Raw genomic sequence first — 17,062 nt, forward strand, 5'->3', positions numbered from 1 at the left:
CTCGAAGAGGTGGCGCGATCATGGATGTTGAACGATAGTCAGAGTTGACGCTTTCCTCAGGGCGGGGCCCACCATGCCAAAGGAAACCAAATTCTTGCGAAAGCAGGCCGACAAGGCCGAGCGGCGGGCGAGAGCGACCGCTGATGCAGAAGTCTCGGAAGACCTTTTGAACTTGGCAAGGGCCTATCGCACTCAAGCGGACGTGCTGAAAGCCAAGCGGAAGCAGGAAAAGAAGCGGCGTTGACCAGATGACGTTTGTTGCTGAGCCGAACTGAATCCCTTGGGTCCTGAATCGCTGAACAAGACGGCCAAAGTGACAACAATTTTTCGACGACCTCTTGCACGCTTGTTTCTTGCTTCCTAGGTCGTTTTCGCCGGGGCCGAACGCCGGACCCGCTTTTTTGGACATCGCCGAACTGACATGGAGGATGCGCATGCATTTCCGCCCAATGCACGACCGCGTGCTCGTGCGCCGCATCGATGCCGAGGAAAAGACCGCCGGCGGCATCATCATTCCTGACACAGCAAAGGAAAAGCCGCAGGAAGGCGAGATCATCGCGGCGGGTCCCGGGGGCAGAAGCGAGCAAGGCCAGCTGATCCCGATCGACGTCGAACCGGGAGACCGGGTCTTGTTCGGCAAGTGGTCGGGCACCGAAGTGAAGATCGACGGTCTGGACTATTTGATCATGAAGGAGAGCGATCTTCTGGGCGGTCGACAAAACCGGCTCCGCCAGGAAGGCTGCCTGAGTACAATTCGCGAAGCTGTCTGTCATTGAGAGAGAGGAGCAACGAACATGGCCGCCAAGGAGGTAAAGTTCTCAACCGATGCCCGTGATCGGGTGCTGCGGGGAGTGGATACGCTGGCGGATGCGGTCAAGGTCACCCTCGGTCCGAAGGGGCGAAACGTCGTGATCGAGAAATCGTTCGGTGCGCCGCGCATCACCAAGGATGGCGTGACCGTCGCCAAGGAGATCGAACTGGAGGACAAATTCGAGAACATGGGCGCACAGATGGTGCGTCGAAGTCGCCTCCAAGACGAGCGACCTTGCTGGCGACGGGACCACCACCGCGACCGTGCTGGCCCAGGCCGTCGTCAAGGAAGGAGCGAAATCTGTCGCCGCCGGCATGAACCCGATGGATCTCAAGCGCGGCATCGATCTTGCCGTCGAAGCCATCGTCAATGATTTGAGGGCCGACGCCAAGAAGGTCACCACCAACGAGGAGATCGCCCAGATCGCGACCATCTCGGCCAACGGCGATATCGAGATCGGCCGCTTTCTTGCCGACGCCATGCAGAGGGTCGGCAACGACGGCGTTATCACTGTAGAGGAAGCCAAGAGCCTGGATACCGAGCTCGAGGTGGTCGAAGGCATGCAGTACGACCGCGGCTATGTGTCGCCCTACTTCGTCACCAATGCCGAGAAGATGCGGGTCGAGTTCGAAGATCCTACATCCTGATCCATGAGAAGAAGCTGTCGACCCTGCAGTCCATGCTGCCGCTGCTCGAAGCCGTCGTTCAGTCCGGCAAGCCGCTGCTCGTGGTTGCCGAGGACGTCGAAGGCGAAGCGCTCGCGACCCTCGTCGTCAACCGGCTGCGCGGCGGGTTGAAGGTCGCGGCGGTGAAGGCACCGGGCTTCGGGGATCGCCGCAAGGCCATGCTGGAGGACATCGCAATCCTGACCGGTGGCCAGCCGATCTCCCTGCTGCGTGCCATGAGGGCTCTTGACGGCATCAAGATCTCGAATGCCGACCAGAGGGCCGGAGTCGATATCGTGCGCCGCGCCATTCAGGTGCCGGCGCGACAGATCGTGCAGAATGCGGGTGAAGACGGCTCGCTGGTAGTCGGTAAGCTGCTTGAGAGCTCCAGCTACAACTGGGGCTTCAATGCCACCACCGGCGAATATCAGGACCTTACCAAGGCAGGCGTGATCGATCCAGCCAAAGTCGTTCGCACCGCGTTGCAGGATGCGGCTTCCGTGGCCGCGCTGCTCATCACCACAGAGGCGCTCGTTGCAGAGAAGCCGAAGAAGTCCGAGCCGGCGCCCGCCACGCCGCCGATGGACTTCTGAGCAAGTTTTGGCCGGCAGCTGCCGGCCGCGCCCCGGCAACGACCAACCAAAGAAGAAAGGAACGCAAAGCACAAGGAGACCCAGATGAGCACAGACATGCAATCTCGATCGCGCACGGGCGGGGCGACCGTAATGCATTGGCTCATGTTCGCCCTCAGCCTTCTCACGATCGCATGGATCAGTTTTTCAACGATAGGAGGATGAGATGATCAGGACTCACATACTCGGCTCCGCCGGTGCGGAGACGTTTGGACGCTGCATCCGAAAAATGGTGGTCGCTTTGGCGACGGTGCTTCTGCCATTCGGCGCCTGGGGCATGGACGGTTCGCCGAAGCTGCCCATTGACGGTGCCGGCAATCTGCTGCCGCTTCCACCTATTCCCTATCTGGATTCGATGCGCTGGATGAACTGGAAGCCGAGCGCGCCGATTTTCAAGGCCGATACTATTCTGTTGCCCGACAGTGCTCGGCCCGGCTTCTTCCGCATGCCGACGGAATACGAGCGCGGCGTCCCGAGGGTGAGCTAAAACGAAGCGGATCAAAACAGCTCATCCTCGATCCGGCAGCCGCAGCCTGGTCTCGGCGCGAATCCGCGCTGTGCCGCGGTGTTGGCGGAGGCCGTCCTGCAATGGATGAGGTTAGGGCACGCGCCTGACAGACTAAGACAATTCTCCGATGCGCCTTGCGTGCCGAATGCCTGAATGGCCCGCAGGCGTCGGCGTTAAGAAGACCTATGCCCGGGCCCCGCCCTCAGCACCATTCCACGTTGTCGATCCTGTAAGTCTTAAAACCGCTGGGCGTCTGGACCTCCACGGACGCATTTTTGGTCTGTCCAATTAAAGCGCGGGCAAGCGGCGAAAAAACTGAAATCTTGCCCTTTTTTGCATCGGCTTCGGGCTCACCGACAATTTGCCATCGCCGCTTTTTGCGAGTTTCTTCGTCGATAAGTGTCACAGTTGCACCGAATTTGACGGTGTCGCCGGAGAGCTCCGAGACGGCGATTATTTCGGCCCGAGCAAGCTTATCCTGGAGTTCCGCAATGCGAGCCTCATTGATTTCTTGCTGAGATTTAGCGGCTTGATAAGCCGCATTCTCGGGCAGATTTGGTTCGTCCGCGATAGCTTCCCTGATGCGTTCCGCAATGTACGGTCGCTCCCGATGGCATTGCCCTAGCTCTTCTTTAAGAGCTGCGAAGCCTTCACGTGTCATGGGCAGTTTGTTCATTGGCCGTCCATACCTTGAATATCTCTTCTTGCCCGGCCCATCCTAAGCAACGCATGCGGCTGCCGGATGCAATCAACTCCGATGACCGGGTCTTAAACAAGAGCGACCCCAGCCAATACGCCACGCTGCCAAGGCCGCTCACCGGCGGCGCGGGCTTGGAGGTTCACGGCCGACGGCTCGGAATCGATTCCTGCCGAATGAGATGGTTCCTATGCTGAACAAGTTACCGTTGAAATAGCCCCCCGCCCGAAACGGCAAAAGCTAGACATTGCCCAAGCATCTATCCCAACTGGCTGAAGATGCGGAAGCCGAGCGGCGATATGGCCCGCGCAACCTGCGAGCAAAGGTACAGATACCGCCGTCAGGCGAACGGTGCGGCCTGACTTCCCTTTGTCGGAGGCAGGAAACGCACCGCTGCCCCTATCGTCCTTAAAGCAGCTCACCTGAAGAGCATCCCCTCCATTCGGTCAAAACGCCGCGGCGCTTCCAACAACGCAACTGCTCGCGCAGAGCGACGTTACCCGTAGAGCAAAGCTCCGCCGAGTTTTCGAGCGGGGCGGATCGAATCTGCTCAGAAAGGAAACGCCACATGACCCGCCATCTGAGAACGCAGTTATTGGGTACCCTAGTTGCGAGCGCTCTTGCCGTGAGCGCGCTCGCGTCGGTGAAGACACCGGTCTTTGCCCAGCCGGCCCCGGTTCCAACCGACTTTACTGCGGTTGTGCGAAATAAGATGCCCGCCGTCGTCGCGATTCTCACGAAGCAGATGATAGAAAACGAGGCGCGCGGGCTGCCGGACGACCTGCCGTTCGGTGACCTATTTCGGCGTCGCTTCGGCGAACCTCGTACGCAGGCGCGGACGGCGCTAGGCTCGGGGTTCATTGTCAGTGCCGAGGGTCACATCGTGACTAACAACCACGTGGTGGATAAAGCCAGCGAGATCCATGTCCGTTTCACAGACAAGACCGATGTCCCGGCGAAGCTAATCGGTCGGGATCCGTCCACCGATATTGCAGTGCTCAAGATCGAGCCGCGTCCCGGTATCGCCGTCGCAACCTGGGGCGATTCCGACAAAATGGAGCCCGGGGCGTGGACCATCGCGATCGGCAGCCCCTTCGGCCTCGGCGGCACGGTCACTGTCGGGGTGCTGTCGGCGCGGGCACGCGACATCCAAGCCGGCTCATATGACGATTTTCTGCAGACCGACGCCTCGATCAACCAAGGCAACTCGGGGGGCCCGCTGTTCAACGCCGCGGGCGAGGTGATCGGCGTCAATACGGCGATCTTTTCGCCGGTTGGTGTCAACGTAGGCATCGGATTTGCGGTGCCGTCGCGGACCGCGCAGGCGGTCGCGGATCAGCTCATCCGGACGGGTAAGGTCGAGCGGGGCTACGTCGGCATTCGCCTGCAGGAATTGACGACCGGGATCGCCCAAGCGCTGGGCCGGCCCGATACCAAGGGGGCACTTGTTGCCGCGGTGGAGGCAGGCAGCCCCGCGGACGACGCCGGGATCAAGATCGGCGACGTGATCACTCACATTGGAAATCAGACCATTGAGGGACCGCGCGCTCTTTCTCGGGCCGTCGGAGAAATGAAGCCCGGGACGCAGACCCCGCTTACGGTGGTCCGAAACGGTAAGACGCAGGAGATCACGCTCGCTATTGGGCAGCGCCAACAGGATCTCTCGGCTCGGACGGGCGCCTGGGAAAACTCTGACAAGGACGGCAAACGGCTTGGATTAAGTCTCGGACCGATGTCGGATGCCGCGCGGCGGCGCCTTGGCGTCGATTCGGGGTTGGTGGTCGGCGATGTCGAACCCGGCACACCAGCGGCCGAGAGCGGGATCCGACCCGGTGACGTGATCGTGACGGCCAATAATCGCTCCGTCGCTCAGCCCCCGGACCTGGCCGAAGAATGGGCAAAGGCGCGCAAGGAGAACAGACCCCTTTTGGTGCGCATTAATCGCGATGGCCAGTCGCTCTTTTTCGCAATCTCCTGAACGAAGGAGCTATCGCGTGTATCCTTTCTAGAACCCCCAGGGATGATTCCACGTGGCTTGTCGGACCTGCAGCCAGGGCTGAAAACGCCCTTACAACGCTGAAAGCCGGCTCCGCCAAACGGCAACAGCGTTCGACATGACACTCAGGCGCGCACCTCCTGCCGTTGAAAGGCGACATAGGCGAGCGTGAACAACAGGATCATCGCGGCGACCAGAGCCGAAAGCTGCGGCCAGATGATCAGCGCGCTTTCCATCGTCGGCAAAGGCGCTCCGTACAATGCGCCCTGAAGCTGCGACATGAAAAATGGTCCAACTGAACGCGCTGCGGGGTCAAGCAATATGGCGGTGATTTCAGCATAGAGTGTTTGCGGCGAAAGCCGCGCGATTGATTGCTGAGCTTCAAATTGCGCAAGCACTGTAGAAGGATCGAGCGGATCCATTGGCGCGATGACGCCGGCAAGCAAGGGTGCGATCATTCCCCAAAAGACCGTGAGAATCAGCCACACTGATAACGCGGCGAGCGCCGACGTTGCCGGTGATCGAATGACAGCCGAAAATGCGATGGCGAGCGCAAGCCAAACGCCCGCGCAGGCAAGGGTCGCTGCGAGGTAGGCCAGACTGCGAACGACGTCGGCTGCCGTTGGTGGCAGTCCGAGAAACAGAATACCGAGCCCGGTCATTAGCAGCCACAGCGTAAGCAGCGCGATGGCGATGACAAGAAGTGCTCCGATAAACTTTCCGAATAGTACTGCGTCGCGATAGATCGGCTGTGCCAGCAGCCGGCTCATGGTGCGGCGGTTGTATTCGCCGTTGATCGCATCGAAGCCAAGCGCGATGGCTACCAGCGGTAGCAGGAAGCCGAGAAACGCGGCAAATGAAGGCAAGGGCTCGCGCGCCACCGTGAAAAGCTTCAGGAACAGATACGCGTCCTCGGCCGTGGTATCCTTGATGCGGCCGATCGCGCCATAGACCGCCCCGATCGCTGTCAACAGGACGAGGCCCATGATCAGGTGCAAGCGCGCGCTGGTCAAGTGATCGGCCGCCTCCTTGAGCGCAATGACGCCGACGCCGCGGAACGGAGAGCCCTCACGCACGATCATTGGTGAACCTCCCGGAAATACCGGCCATAGGCTTCATCGAGCCTAGCCCGACGCAGGTCGAGGTTGCGGAGCGCACCGCCTGCGGCGACGATCCGCTGCGCGAGCTGCGGCCGAACATCGCGCACGGCCTCGCATTGCCAATGCCCGTTCACCGCCATGACGTTCTTGACACCTTCGACGGTGGTAGCGAGCGCGGAAAGATCGATTCCCTCCGCCTCGACATCGATGACATATGTGCCACCGCCGATCTTGGCGGCCAGTTGCTCGATCGTTCCGAAGAAGCCAATCCTGCCCTTGTTGAAAAGCGCGATCCGGTGGCAGACGGTCTGAACAACATCGAGCATATGCGATGACAGCAGAATCGTCATCCCGCCGCGGCTGAGCTTCTGGATCAGGTCGAGCAGTTCCCGGGTCGATTGCGGATCCAGCCCAGAGGTCGGCTCGTCCAGGATGGCGATCCGGCATTGACGCATCAGCAGTTCGGAAATGCCGAGCCTCTGCCGCATGCCGCGCGAATATGTGGCGACCGGACGGTCGGCAACCTCGAGCAGGTGAACGGCGGCGAGAACGCTGTTGATGCGCTCGCCCACGACCCCGCGCGGGATAGCGGCAAGCCGAGCCATATACGTAAGGTTCTCGCGGCCCGTCATAGTCTCATAGAAGCCGACGGAATCCGGCAGATATCCGACCTCGCGCTTCACCTCGAGGGGCCGCCGCAACGGGTCCTTGCCGAGGATCTGGACGCTCCCCCGCGTGGATTCGGTCAGTCCCAGCAACATCAGAATCGTCGTCGTCTTGCCGGCGCCGTTCGGGCCAAGTAGACCGATCACCTCACCGGCGCGGACTTGCAGGTCGATGCCGTCCACGGCGACATGCGGACCATATTGCTTGGCAAGACCTTTCGCCTCGATAACGAATTCCTCGCTCATCGCCGTCCATACCGCATCACGGCGCCGCCGAGGACCAGCACGGCAGCGGCAATGACACCGAGCCCGGCAACGCCCCAAGTGGTTGAGGTTCGCACTGTCGTTCGAAATTGCACCGATTCGGACAGCCCGCCGCCGCCGCTGCGCAGCGTGACCATATAGTCCCCGGCAACCGCCCGCTCGGAAGGCTTGATTTTTACATTCACTTCTCGCGTCTGGTTCGGCGCGATGCTCGCGATCTGCTTCGGCTCGAAGGTGACGCTCCAGCCTGACGGCGGCGAAGCGGACATCTCGATATCGGTCGCAGGCGCCGACCCTCCATTGACAAGCGTGAAGGGGAAGCTCGATTCCTGTCCCGCGACGGCATCGCCGGAGAGGCGCTCCTGCGGACCGACCATTCGCAATTGCGGTTCACCGGTGACTTCCAGGCTCAATGTGGTCTCGGCGGATTTGTCACCGCCCGACAGACGTATCGCGATCGGATAACGGCCGGCAGCCGCGGCGCGTGAAGGCACGACGTCGAGCGTAATGTTTTCGGAACTGCCGGGGCTAATCGGCAGCCCGGTAATTTCCTCCGCGCCGTAACCTCGCTTGAATTTTGCCTGAAAGCCCTCGGGCGTTCGCGCCGACAGGTTAAACAGCGACTGATCGGAGCCGCCGTTAGTGGCCTTGATCCGGAAGCTGAAGGTCGAACGAGGCGTCCCGCGCAGGGCCGGCAGCTCAGGTTCCAGCGTGAGCTTGCCGGAAGCCGCTTCCGAAAGCCTGACGCTCAGAGGCAATGAGATCGTCTGTCCGTCCTGCCTGGCGTTGACCTTGAGCGCGAAAGTGCCGCCGGAGATGCCGACGGGTGGCTTCAGTTCGAGCGTAAGACGCTCGGTCTCGTCGGGGCCCACCATCACCGCCGAGACTTGTCTCCCACCGCCCTTGAATGCCGCTTCCCAGCCCTCCGGGACGCCCTCGAGGCCTAGCCCGAACCGTTGCGGGGGCTGGTGCGCGTTTCGGACGGAGATCTGGATTGATCCGGCCTCGCCCGGCTTCAGCGAGAATTCGGGATGCGGGGTCGTGATCCAAAGGCCGGTAAGGGGTGGGGAAGTTTCCGCGGCCAGAGAGGCAGCCGGACCGATCAAAGTCGCCAGTACGACGAACAGAAGAAAGCGCGCGCCGCGCGTGAACGATCTCATGGTATCCTCATTTTGTCCTTCGGGGTGCAAACCGATCCGCATCTTATCGGGCACCGCGCGGCTCTCTCCTTTCTTCCGCAGACCGCGTTAGCTACGCTTCATGCACGCTCCGTATGCAGAGCATCGGGCGAAATGCGTTGCACCCGGCAATTCGAATCCGCGATGTCATTGGCGGCCCCGACTTGAAGTCGCCGGACGAGAAACGACTTAGGGCGAACGTTGTTTTCGTCAAGACAGGCTGCGCGAACTTTTTGTCGCATCTCGAACAGACGCGTCGCTCATCGCCCTCTCGGGTCAACCCACGGCAGGGGCTTTTATCTCTGTCGCACAGGACCTCAACGTCACGCAGACCGGCACTCACCTCGTCGGCAGCCTGTCCAGGACTTCTTACGGCCATTTCTTAACCCCGCGTCCTCCGCCGGGGACTCATTCCCGGACCCCTGCACTGGCCACCGATAACAAAGGCCCCTTTTGCTTTGAAGGAACCATTCTAGCCCCCGTCTTTTGAATCGCTTTTAGTTGCGTGGAGTGGGTAATGCGTGAGTCACCCTCGATTGTCCCCGTCATAGACCAGGACGTCTATCTCGTGCTCGACGACTTCGGCCCAATGGGGTGTGCTTGGCGAGAGACAAACCTCGAAGACACTAGCCTTGAAGCTGTCATCGAGGATTTGTTGGAAGGCCAATACAGCAATCCGGTCCGCATCATTCGCTTTAATCTCGCGGAGGGCTGGGTACGTGACGTTTCCGAGGAAATAGCGAATAAACTGAGCCAGCGCTGCGCCGATCGCGGCGGCGAACTGCCCTATTCGCTGCATCAGTTCGTCGAGCAAACCGCACGGCGGTGAGCAACCTTAGTGCAACGCGTGAAGAGTATTGGCGCCCGACCCAAGCCCGACGGCTACCACCCTGCCCGCATCGCAGCGGACTGGGCGCGCCGACCCGGAAGCACCGGGCAGGAAAAGCGGGGACCGGCTAGTTGCGCGCCCTCATCGCTCAGGGTGTTTGAAACCTATTCGCATGCTCCTAGTTCATATGCTGTCGCGCGGATGGCTGGATCCTAACGAACGGATCGGGCCGACCGTTGCGCTGCCGGCACGCTGAGATTTTCAAACGAGATGTGAACATGAGAATTATGATCCATGCAGCCCGTGCGGAGTTCGATCGCATCAACAGCGGTTCGCAGCATGAAGAATAATACCCGTTTCAATGTCGGCTACGCGATCGCGGCGGTCGCTGCGATCCTTCTCATACAGTACATCGTTTCGGCAGCCAGCCAGGTCGCCATCATCCCTTACAGCGAATATCAGCAATTGCTGAAGCAGGGAAAGGTTGCGACGGTCGGGATATCCGATCGCATATTGCAGGGCACGCTGAAAGAGCCTTTGCCCAGCGGACAAAAGCAGTTCGCTACTACGCGCGTGGACCATGGGATCGCAGAGGAGCTCGAGAAAGCCGGCGTCATCTTCACCGGTCAGATCGAGAGCACCTTTATGCGCGACCTGTTGTCATGGGTCATGCCGGTGCTGCTGTTCTTCGGCCTGTGGTGGTATATCGGCAAGCGCGCCGCGGAGGGCGGAGGCTTTGGCGGCGGGCTGATGGCCATTGGCAAGAGCAAGGCGAAGATCTATGTCGAATCCAATACCGGCGTAACGTTCGCTGATGTTGCCGGCGTTGACGAGGCCAAGGACGAACTGCGCGAAATCGTCGATTTTCTCAAGAATCCGGCAGGGTATGGCCGGCTCGGTGGCCGGATGCCCAAGGGTGTGCTGCTGGTCGGACCGCCCGGCACCGGCAAGACGCTGTTGGCGAAGGCTATCGCCGGGGAGGCGAAGGTCCCGTTCTTCTCGATCTCCGGCTCGGAATTCGTCGAGATGTTCATCGGCGTCGGAGCGGCCCGAGTCCGCGATCTCTTTCAGCAGGCGCACCAGAAGGCTCCCGCCATCATCTTCATCGATGAGCTGGATGCCCTCGGCCGCGCCCGCGGCATCGGGGCGTTCGCCGGCGGCCATGACGAAAAGGAGCAGACCCTGAACCAGCTCCTGGTCGAACTCGACGGCTTCGACTCACGCTCAGGCCTCGTCATACTCGCCGCCACCAACCGCCCCGAGATCCTCGATCCGGCACTGCTGCGCGCAGGCCGCTTCGACCGCCAGGTGCTGGTGGACCGTCCGGACCGGAAGGGCCGCACCGAAATTCTCAAGGTGCACATGAAAAAGGTGCAGCTCGCGCCCGGCTTCGACGCCGAAGCCGTAGCGGCGATGACGCCCGGCTTCACTGGCGCCGACCTCGCCAATCTCGTCAATGAAGCCGCGCTACTGGCAACCCGCCGCGGGGCCGATGCGGTCGCGATGACCGATTTCAACAACGCAGTCGAGCGCATGGTCGCTGGGCTGGAAAAGCGCAACCGGTTGCTCAATCCCAAGGAACGCGAAATCGTGGCCTATCACGAAATGGGCCACGCCCTGATCGCGCTTTCATTGCCAGGCGTCGACCCCGTGCACAAGGTATCGATTATTCCAAGGGGGGTCGGAGCGCTCGGCTATACCATCCAGCGCCCGATCGAGGATCGCTTCCTGATGACCAAGGAAGAGTTGGAGAACAAGATGGCGGTCCTGCTGGGTGGCCGCGCAGCGGAACTGATCGTCTTCGAGCATCTATCGACAGGGGCGGCCGACGACCTTCGCCGCGTCACCGACATAGCCCGCAGTATGGTCACCCGCTACGGCATGTCGGAAAAGCTCGGCAGCATCGCCTACGACCGGGAGCCAGGCAATTTCCTCGCCGGCCCTGACCGGCCATATCCTGCGCGCGAACGCGAATACGCCGAAGAGACCGCCGCTGCGGTAGATCATGAGGTCCGCGCCATCATTGATCGGGTATTTCAGCGTGCGCAGAGCCTCTTGAAGGCGCGCCGCGCGATATTGGACCGGGCGGCCCGGACCCTATTGGAAAAGGAAACGTTCGAGCAGAGCGACCTCGATGCGCTGGTGCGGGAAACGCCCAAGGAGGGGCTACGGGCTGTCTAGGAGGTGGCCGCGCCGCAATCTCGCGGGAGTTTCTCTAACGAGAAATCAACCCGTCATTTGGCGGCTCCGCGCAGTCAGCCACGAGGTCGGCAGACAAATTCTCGGCTTCCTGTTGAAACCAGATCGCGATTTGCTCTTTCTTCATTTGCCAAAGGCGGTCCGGGCGCGTTGGTCGGAACTGGCCCCAGTGATAACCGCGATAAGGGTCGAGCGTGCATATTTGGAAAGGATCGATGTGCACCACGTTTCAGCGGACCTTACTGGCCGCGATCATCGCTCTGACGATTGGATTATCTTTGCGCTCGAACGCGGAAGGCACTCGAGTTCGCATCAATATTTTCGGCTTGGGCGCCGAGCGCTGCGATATCCTTCAGTCAGCTCAGGACCGTAAACGAGAAATCACTCTGTGGATTGAGGGATTTTCGAGCGGGTTGAACTATGTGGCGGCGGCGAGCGACCAGAAACAATCTACCGCAGATACGGATACGATGATGGCCGAGGTGGAAAGGGCTTGCCGCCGAAAACCATCTCAAATTTTGGCGACGGCCGCTTGGACCGCCTTTCTGACGCTAAACGAAAGGTAAGAGCTGGAGAATTTTTTAACGAACACCTTTCCTCTGCGCCCAACACGTGACATTCGACCGCCAGCTCAGCGTGCCCTGGTCACCTGCGAACTGCCCATTTGGCCGCCTCCCCCCGGATCAAGCCGCGTCGGTTGACCGGTCCCGGATATCAGAGAAGCCAAACCACGCGCACGGGAGAGCGACGCCGCAAAGAAGGGCCATCGGAAAGAAGGCCGTGGCGCCAAACCTGGCATAGAGAATCCCTGACAACAAAGTCAGTGCGGCAGTCGCCAAAGCTGAGCCAAAGGCATAAAGGGCTTGGGCCGTTCCGGCCGTCCCGCTTGGAACTAGTGAGGCCATCATACGCATGCATGCAAGATGAAGCAGGGCGAAGGTCAATCCGTGTAGCGGCTGTAGAATTGAGAGCACTAGAACGGAGGTGCTCACGCCCTCGATGGACCACCGTATGATTCCAGCCGCGGCGGCCAGAGCAGCCGCACCACGCGCGCCGAACCGATCGAGCAAGGCCGGACCAACTAGAAAAAACACGATGACTTCTGCCGCTACCGCGTCCGACCACAGGACGCTTATGATCGAGGTATCGATGCCAGCAGCACTCCACCTGATCACAGCAAATGCGTCGTGCATTGCGTGGCTCCCGTAGACCAGAGCTGAAACTAAAACCAGGAACCGAAACCTCGGGATCTTAAGAAGCCCACGCAGATCGGCGAGGACGGGTGGTCCGTCATGAGGTGCCGGCTGAATAGTAACGCGGGGCAGCAGTGCTGTTGCCCCGGCTGCCGCCGCCAGAAGGGCCACATTCATCCAGATGATCGGGGTAAGATCGTGGTGGCTTACTAACTGTCCGATGACCAGCGTTCCCAATACGAATGCCGCCGACCCAGAGCCACGTATCCAGCCATATTCAAAGGGCTTTCCTGCGATCTCAGGCTTTGCGGCGTTAACTGATAACGCGTCGGCAATCGACGTCGTGGGGGTAAGTGCTGCAGCTTGAACTAGAGCAATAAGGAACAGTAACCAAAAGGTATTTGCCAACAAGAATGCGGCGGCTGTAGCAGCTGCCAGCGCAGCGCAGGTTGCAAGCAGAAGGCGTAATGATCCCAAAAGATCGGCCAGAATTCCTACCAACGGGCCAGCGGCAAGGCGCACTAAGATTGCAGCCCCTAGTATCAGACCGATTTGCTGAGGAGTTAGAGCTCGCGTTTCGAAAAATTTTGGCCAAAAGGGCGACGCCACGCCAAACGCAGCGTAGAGCGTGACGTAAAGAACAATGTACGCGATCGGTCTACTGATGCGCACGGCGGCTACCCAAAAGGGCCTCGTTCGTGGATGCGACACGAGCAAGAGATTGCATACTACATCAGATCTGCACAATTTGCGCGGACGCACCTCTGCGGGAGTCCACCGGGGAGCCCTGCCTTAGGAACTGTGGCGATAGCTGGAGTAGGATTTTCGGCTTCAGCGATCCCCAGAGCCGGCGCGCGGTTGCATCTGAGGATTGAAACGACGCTCGCTCTTTCTAATTTAAGTGTATGCGCAAAACGCCTTGAGGCAGGCGCCAGAAGTGACTTTGGCAGCGGGCCAATCCATTGATATCCGCGCGGCGCCTCGACGTCCCTCCGCTGCCTCTGTCGGCAAGGGTCCGCGCGACAAGGTGCCGCTGGTTGGCACGGCAACGCTCCCCTCTCATCCCGCGCAAGCGGTTCATTCCCGTGGCTAACGGTCAGGAGATTCGCCGTTGGAACCTGCAGCGGGCCATAAGACTTTATCCGATTTACGGGAGCTGCGAAAAGTGCCCCATTCGGAAGCGCATAAGCTTCGGAGACAAGTCTCCACATTGTCCGAGTTCGGCAAGCAAGCTTTGCGCAGCGATGACATAGACGGCCTTTTACAAGAGGCAACCAGGCTGGTCTCTGATGCCATCGATGTTGAGCTAGTGAAAGTGCTGGAGCTCGTCCCAGGCGGCGAGAATTTGCTGGTACGCGCCGGGGTCAACTGGAACCCCGGCGTGGTAGGGCACGCCGAAATACCCGCGCATGAGGGCTCGCCGGCCGGATATGCCCTGCACACGAACCAGCCGGTGATCACAGAAGATACCGAACGGGAGGATCGGTTCGAAATTCCCGAGCTCCTGATCGAGCATCGCGTCAGGAGCACCGTCAATGTTGTTATTCGTGGTGAGGGCGGCCCATTTGGTGTGCTTGAGGTTGACTCGCGGCAGCTCCGGAAATTCGAGCAAGACGATATCGATTTTCTTCAGAACTACGCCAATCTATTGGCTTCCGCTATCGACCGAGTGAGGATCCAGCGAGAATTGGCGGAGCGAGCACTCAGGCAGGAAATGCTCGGTCACGAGCTTCAGCATCGCATCAACAACATGCTGGCGACCATCCAAGCCATCGCCCGGAGGACGCGCGCCAAGAGCCAGAACCTTGACGAGTTTGCAAAAGCTTTTGAGGACAGATTGGCTACGATTGCGCGCACTCATGCTTTATTAAGCCGGACCAATACGAGCACGATCGATATCCGCGAGCTTCTCTCGCAGGAGCTCTCGGTGCACGGCGCTATCGAAGGCGAGAACCTTAGTCAATGCGGCCCGGCAATTTCGATTCCTGCAAAACAGGCCGAGGTGTTGTCGATGGCAATACACGAGCTTGCCACAAACGCCGTTAAGCACGGCGCGCTGTCCACGGAGAACGGTCATATTGAGATATCGTGGGACGCTCATGATCGCGGCCATGAAAATGAGTTCCAACTCCGTTGGCGCGAGCGCGCGAGCCCAATCGCACACCAGCCGGCCCGGCGGGGCTTCGGTTCGGAGTTTCTTGAGAAATCGATACCGCATATGTTGCACGGGCAATTCGAGCGAACGTTCGGTTCCGATGGAATAGAATGCACCGTCTCATTTTTGTTGGACCAGAGCGATAAATGAGCAGAGCGCATTCATCCATACGGTGGGGCCGCCAGCTCCGTGGCGACGCGCCTCACAATTCAGGCGCCGTATAAAGACGGCCGGCGGCCAGTCTCCTGCGATAAAGCTATCGACAATAACTATTCTCGCTTGGTCGCTGATCCGCCGGCACCACACCGAGCAACGGACCAAGCCTTGGTTTTTCCAAGCACCTATACAAGCCGAGCGCCTCGGATACCATCGAATATGAATTGAACCGCAAGGGTAGCCAGAATAACGCCGGCAAGTCTCGCCAACACATTGGAGCCGGTAGCCTTCAGTACCCGGTGCAAGACGTCGGTGAAGATCATCCCAAAGTACGTTAGCAAAAGGCAAAGCAGCATAGCCGCCAATACTATCACTGAGCCGACCGGATCACCGGCGGCTTGCCCCATAAGTAGCACGACCGCCGTGAGGCCGGCCGGTCCGGCGATGACCGGGAACGCCAGGGGGAAAATCGCGATGTCGCCTGGCTCCAATGCCTCGCGCCGTTCAAGTGCAGTGAGCGAGGACAGGCCCGAAGGATGGGCGAAGATCATCTGGATGGCCTGCAACAACAGCAAGATGCCACCTGCAACTCGAAAGGCATCCAGGGAAACCCGCAGTGCTTCCAACAGCCGGTTGCCGAAGAGCGCAAAACCCAACAGGACTATTCCGGCGATCAGCACGGCCTGCCATGCTAACCGAAACCGTTCCGGCCGGTGAACACCTGCCGTCAGGCCACCAAACACGATCGCCGTATCGATCGGTCCGATCGCTACGAATAAAGTTGCAAAGGCGGTGATCGTAAAATCCGAGAGCATGACGGGCGTCTCGCGCGATCTTTGCGAGGAGAAAGAGATCGCAGCTTTCCAGCGGCAAAGGACAAGGGAGGCCGGCAGAGCCTCCCTTGCCAGCATCAAGCCGTCACGCGGGGGTCGCTCTGGTGCATATACCAGAGCCGCAAAGCCGCAACAGCCGCCACCAGGATTCCGGCGGTGACGTGGAGCGGCGTGACGTTTGCGTTAGGCGAGAAATGCATCACCCACGGTGACACCGCGACCCAAACACCGGCGGCGAGAGTTAACCACTCCGGCCACTCCGCAAACACTGCCAGGGCTGCTACAGCAAGCGCGGCGATCACGATGCCACTTAGCCAGGCGTTCCAGTTCATCGGGCTTTCAGCGGAGAACCCCACGGCCCAAGGGGAAAAGAACAGGCCCAGGCCGATCACAAGATTTGCCACATCAGCGATCATATCTTTTTTCCAGACGGTGTTCATGGCTCAACTCCTTACATAGCTCCTTTCACTCTCAATCCGAGATCAGCCGAAACCCGTGATCGGTCCGGCTGGGTTGATCGAAGACAAACCGCCGGTGCGGACGAGCGCGCGAGCACCCGCCGGCTCCGCGGTTACTTGCCGTTGATGGCAATCCGTTTCACCTTCTGCTGTTCGCTCGGCAACTTCGCCAACGTTACGGTGAGAACGCCATCCTTGAACGACGCTGCGACCTTGTCCGGATCGACGTCATCGATCGGGATGGAGCGCTCAAAGCGCCCGTAGTAGCGCTCGCTGAAGCGACGCTCCTTGTCCTCGGTCTCGCTCTTCTTCTCACCGCTGATGGTCAATAGACCGTCCCTCAGTTCGACATTGACGTCCTTCTCCTGGAGACCGGGAAGTTCGGCGACGACCTTGACTTCCTTTTCGGTCTCGTTGAGTTCGACGCTTGGCCAACCCATCGCCTGCGAACTGAACGGAGCGATGTCGAACGAGCGGAACGCATCGTCGAAAAGCCGATTCATCTCACGGTGAAGTGCGAGGAACGGATTGGGCTCGTTGCGATGCAGACTGAGATCACGAGACCCATTGTTCCACGGTATGAGATCGCGTAGTGCCATATTGTCCTCCGTTCAGATTTATTACCCGCGCGGGGCACGCCCGCGCACAGGTGGCCGACCGCCTTGAACGGAAACCCGTTAGGCCGCCTGCTTCTGCTCGATTTGCTGGTTTCGTGCCGGCGAC

General features: G+C 60.0%; 15 protein-coding genes and 2 pseudogenes. 9 read left to right on the top strand and 8 right to left on the bottom strand.

Features of this window, described 5'->3' with window-relative positions; genetic code table 11:
• Positions 1–73 precede the first annotated feature (73 nt).
• The 4 genes and pseudogenes from JQ574_RS00300 to JQ574_RS00315 all read left to right on the top strand — a co-directional run bounded on the left by JQ574_RS00300 (position 74) and on the right by JQ574_RS00315 (position 2,595).
• Positions 74–244 carry a hypothetical protein gene (locus JQ574_RS00300; protein WP_212383155.1) on the top strand — a complete coding sequence of 57 codons (171 nt, stop codon included), beginning with the start codon at positions 74–76 and terminating at the stop codon, positions 242–244.
• A gap of 190 nt (positions 245–434) precedes the next feature.
• A pseudogene (groES, locus tag JQ574_RS00305) lies at positions 435–747 on the top strand (co-chaperone GroES).
• Positions 748–794: 47 nt separating this feature from the next.
• A pseudogene (gene groEL, locus JQ574_RS00310) lies at positions 795–2,069 on the top strand (chaperonin GroEL).
• Between the two features lie 205 nt (positions 2,070–2,274).
• Complete coding sequence (locus tag JQ574_RS00315) at positions 2,275–2,595, top strand: hypothetical protein (protein ID WP_212208405.1); 321 nt, start codon at positions 2,275–2,277, stop codon at positions 2,593–2,595.
• A 223-nt stretch (positions 2,596–2,818) separates the two neighbouring features.
• On the opposite strand, the gene greA is transcribed toward JQ574_RS00315, so the two are convergent.
• Positions 2,819–3,292 carry a transcription elongation factor GreA gene (greA, locus tag JQ574_RS00320; RefSeq protein WP_212208404.1) on the bottom strand — a complete coding sequence of 158 codons (474 nt, stop codon included), beginning with the start codon at positions 3,290–3,292 and terminating at the stop codon, positions 2,819–2,821.
• Between the two features lie 589 nt (positions 3,293–3,881).
• On the opposite strand from greA, the gene JQ574_RS00325 reads away from it, so the two are divergent.
• On the top strand, positions 3,882–5,291 hold the full coding sequence (locus JQ574_RS00325; protein ID WP_212208403.1) for a Do family serine endopeptidase: 1,410 nt from the start codon (positions 3,882–3,884) through the stop codon (positions 5,289–5,291).
• Between the two features lie 143 nt (positions 5,292–5,434).
• On the opposite strand, the gene JQ574_RS00330 is transcribed toward JQ574_RS00325, so the two are convergent.
• From JQ574_RS00330 to JQ574_RS00340, 3 genes are read right to left on the bottom strand one after another with little or no spacing between them, the layout of a single operon-like run.
• Positions 5,435–6,391 (bottom strand): ABC transporter permease, encoded by a 957-nt coding sequence (locus tag JQ574_RS00330; RefSeq protein WP_212208402.1) that lies wholly within the window; start codon positions 6,389–6,391, stop codon positions 5,435–5,437.
• Positions 6,388–7,320, bottom strand: a complete 933-nt coding sequence (locus JQ574_RS00335) for an ABC transporter ATP-binding protein (RefSeq protein WP_212208401.1) — start codon at positions 7,318–7,320, stop codon at positions 6,388–6,390. Before JQ574_RS00335 ends, JQ574_RS00330 begins: the two co-directional genes overlap by 4 nt.
• Positions 7,317–8,498, bottom strand: a complete 1,182-nt coding sequence (locus JQ574_RS00340; protein WP_212208400.1) for an NEW3 domain-containing protein — start codon at positions 8,496–8,498, stop codon at positions 7,317–7,319. Before JQ574_RS00340 ends, JQ574_RS00335 begins: the two co-directional genes overlap by 4 nt.
• Positions 8,499–9,033: 535 nt before the next feature.
• Here JQ574_RS00340 and JQ574_RS00345 point away from each other — a divergent pair.
• From JQ574_RS00345 to JQ574_RS00355, 3 genes are all read left to right on the top strand, one after another.
• Complete coding sequence (locus JQ574_RS00345) at positions 9,034–9,345, top strand: hypothetical protein (RefSeq protein ID WP_212208399.1); 312 nt, start codon at positions 9,034–9,036, stop codon at positions 9,343–9,345.
• A 339-nt stretch (positions 9,346–9,684) separates the two neighbouring features.
• Entirely contained in the window at positions 9,685–11,526 is a 1,842-nt protein-coding gene (gene ftsH, locus JQ574_RS00350) for an ATP-dependent zinc metalloprotease FtsH (RefSeq protein ID WP_212275172.1), read from the top strand.
• A 233-nt stretch (positions 11,527–11,759) separates the two neighbouring features.
• On the top strand, positions 11,760–12,110 hold the full coding sequence (locus JQ574_RS00355; RefSeq protein WP_212208397.1) for a hypothetical protein: 351 nt from the start codon (positions 11,760–11,762) through the stop codon (positions 12,108–12,110).
• Positions 12,111–12,227: 117 nt separating this feature from the next.
• On the opposite strand, the gene JQ574_RS00360 is transcribed toward JQ574_RS00355, so the two are convergent.
• Positions 12,228–13,409 (bottom strand): MFS transporter, encoded by a 1,182-nt coding sequence (locus JQ574_RS00360; RefSeq protein WP_212208396.1) that lies wholly within the window; start codon positions 13,407–13,409, stop codon positions 12,228–12,230.
• Positions 13,410–13,947: 538 nt separating this feature from the next.
• Here JQ574_RS00360 and JQ574_RS00365 point away from each other — a divergent pair.
• Positions 13,948–15,042, top strand: a complete 1,095-nt coding sequence (locus JQ574_RS00365) for a sensor histidine kinase (protein WP_212208395.1) — start codon at positions 13,948–13,950, stop codon at positions 15,040–15,042.
• Between the two features lie 191 nt (positions 15,043–15,233).
• Here JQ574_RS00365 and JQ574_RS00370 read toward each other — a convergent pair whose 3' ends face one another.
• The 3 genes from JQ574_RS00370 to JQ574_RS00380 form a co-directional block, all read right to left on the bottom strand.
• Positions 15,234–15,863: a MarC family protein gene (locus JQ574_RS00370; RefSeq protein WP_212208394.1), complete on the bottom strand. Its 630-nt coding sequence runs from the start codon at positions 15,861–15,863 to the stop codon at positions 15,234–15,236.
• A gap of 95 nt (positions 15,864–15,958) precedes the next feature.
• The gene (locus JQ574_RS00375; protein WP_212208393.1) at positions 15,959–16,321 is read right to left on the bottom strand and encodes an SPW repeat protein; all 363 of its coding nucleotides are present in this window, start codon (positions 16,319–16,321) and stop codon (positions 15,959–15,961) included.
• A gap of 131 nt (positions 16,322–16,452) precedes the next feature.
• A complete protein-coding gene (locus tag JQ574_RS00380; RefSeq protein WP_212208392.1) occupies positions 16,453–16,938 on the bottom strand; it encodes an Hsp20/alpha crystallin family protein in 486 nt (161 codons plus the stop codon).
• Between the last annotated feature and the right edge of the window lie 124 nt (positions 16,939–17,062).

The sequence above is a fragment of the Bradyrhizobium sp. AUGA SZCCT0158 genome, from assembly GCF_018130065.1.
Taxonomy (GTDB): domain Bacteria; phylum Pseudomonadota; class Alphaproteobacteria; order Rhizobiales; family Xanthobacteraceae; genus Bradyrhizobium.